The sequence below is a fragment of the Oleiphilus sp. HI0061 genome, from assembly GCF_001635675.1.
Genome location: NZ_LWFE01000961.1, coordinates 1 through 2292, shown reverse-complemented (window position 1 = coordinate 2292; position 2292 = coordinate 1). Strand labels below are relative to the sequence as shown.

Sequence of the window (2292 nt, the reverse complement as noted above, 5' to 3'; positions counted from 1 at the left end):
TATAGAGTTCATTGTGAGAAAAACTCCTTATTGTCAGCCTCCACCGCTCAATTAAAGCGACCTACTTTAGAATCGCGCTCGATTTTGTCGAAACTTATCACAACGATGCTTTGATGAATGGCTTGTCGCTGGATATTCATCAGGAAGAAAAAGCCGTCGAGCTTTTTGCTCACAACATCATGAAAGCTGGTGAAGCCTTCCTCGAGAAGCCGATGGATACCCCTTTCATTCCTAGTTGGAACAGAGTTATTAGCGCCAAGCCCGATATTCTCGAAAGACTATATGCAGCGGTGGAGGCTGACAATAAGGAGTTTTTCTCACAATGAACTCTATATACTCGGCTCTAGTCCAGCAAGCTCAACACTTGCTGGACGTTATTTATCATGACATCGAACTAAACGAGAGCACCGCCTCTCTAACAGATAGCGCGCTTAAGGAAATGAGGCTAGATACTAGCTGCCAGACACCAGGGGATCACCAGACATTATGGGATCAATCAACAACGTGCATGATTACTTATGGCGACACATTTCTTGTCGATGGGGAAAAACCTCTCCATACACTCAAGCACTTTCTTGACGAGCACTGTGAAAGCACCATTAATTCAGTTCATATCCTGCCTTTTTTCCCCTATAGCTCAGACGATGGCTTTGCGGTCATGGATTTTTCAAGCGTTAATGAAGCCTTAGGCGATTGGCCCGATATCCAGGACATCGCCAGCCACTATAAGCTTATGAGTGATCTGGTGATTAACCATTGCTCTAGCCGTAGTGTCTGGTTTCAGAACTTTATTAAAGCCGAAGGCCCTGGACACGATTACTTTTTTACCGAAGACCCGGAAACAGACCTAAGCGCTGTCGTTAGGCCCAGAACAAGCCCACTACTTAGAAAAACTGAAACGCCTTACGGCACGCAACACGTATGGTGTACCTTTAGTCATGATCAGGTCGACTTCGATTTCAGAAACCCTCGGGTATTACTGCAATTCATCAAGATCATTAGACACTACCTCGATATGGGCGTTCGAGTATTTCGCCTGGATGCTATTGCCTTTCTATGGAAGCGTGCCGGTACTAGCAGTATCAATCTGGAAGAAACACATAACGTCGTTCGCCTGCTTCGTTTGTTAATCGAACATGCTCAGCCCGATGCCATTATTATCACTGAGACTAACATTCCCAATAGAGAAAACTTGTCGTACTTTGGTAATGCTAACGAAGCGCATTGTGTTTATAACTTCGCTTTGCCCCCCTTATTGCTGAATACCTTAATCAGTGGGAACTGTCATCACTTGAAGCTGTGGCTGATGAGCATGCCTCCGGCACAGCACGGCACTTGCTATTTCAACTTCATTGCCTCTCATGACGGTATTGGCTTACGGCCAATTGAAGGAATTCTCAACGAAGATGAGGTACAAAATCTAGTAGAAACCATGCAAAGCTTCGGAGGACAAATCTCATGGCGAGCACTGGACAGCGTAGATGGTCGAAATACCGAAACGCCTTCTCGCAAACCATACGAAATCAATATCTCACTATTCGATGCGCTACAAGGCACGACAGAAGGAAAAGATCAATTCGGTATCGAACGTTTTCTCTGTGCACATACCATTATGTTTGGCTTAGAGGGCATTCCGGGTATTTATGTCCATAGCTTGCTAGCCACCCAAAACGACTATAAGCGAATGGAGAACACCGGCCATAATCGATCTATTAACAGACACCAGTGGGACTATACAGATTTAACTACGCAGCTTAACGAAAACACGCATCACCAGCGTGTCTTCAGCGAAATAAAACGTCTGCTAAAAATCCGACAACAACATGCTGCCTTTCACCCTAATGCAGTGCAATTCACTTTGCACCTGGGGGATAAAATATTCGCCTATTGGCGTCAGTCTCCAGACAGAAAGCAAAGCATTTTTTGTATATCGAACATCAGCAAGGAGTCACAGCAACTTGCGATAGCTGACATTAATCTGGTCGATACTCAAGCATGGTGCAACTTAATCAGTGGGCAAGAGCTTAGCAAAGCTGATAACACAATCGATTTAGCGCCTTATCAGACAATCTGGTTATCAAACCTCTGTGCTCTCTAGCCCGGCTAAATCAACTCGCCTCCTGTTTCGACTAGTCATTTTTCTATAGAAACAGGAAGGCTCCACTCCTTGCATATAAGTACCGTCACCAAAGTGACTTAAAAGAGACATAAATTTGTAGCACTCTCGAAACATAATTCCCTCTTCAGTAAAAACACCTATCGTTAAATGGAAAGGAAAATTATGCACTCTAT

Annotated in this window: 2 protein-coding genes and 1 pseudogene; 2 read left to right on the top strand and 1 reads right to left on the bottom strand. The window is 44.3% G+C overall.

All coding sequences use genetic code 11. The features are described 5' to 3' along the window. Positions 1-44: 44 nt before the first annotated feature. Positions 45-326 (top strand): annotated as a pseudogene (locus A3735_RS11225) (glycosyl transferase); the annotation flags it as partial. Continuing rightward, entirely contained in the window at positions 323-2098 is a 1776-nt protein-coding gene (locus A3735_RS11220; protein ID WP_068509484.1) for a sugar phosphorylase, read from the top strand. The pseudogene A3735_RS11225 and the gene A3735_RS11220, both read left to right, overlap by 4 nt. Here A3735_RS11220 and A3735_RS31890 read toward each other — a convergent pair. Then, positions 2078-2292: hypothetical protein (locus A3735_RS31890; RefSeq protein ID WP_231882542.1), on the bottom strand; the 215-nt coding region annotated here is incomplete at its 5' end. The two genes, A3735_RS11220 and A3735_RS31890, sit on opposite strands and share 21 nt — an antisense overlap.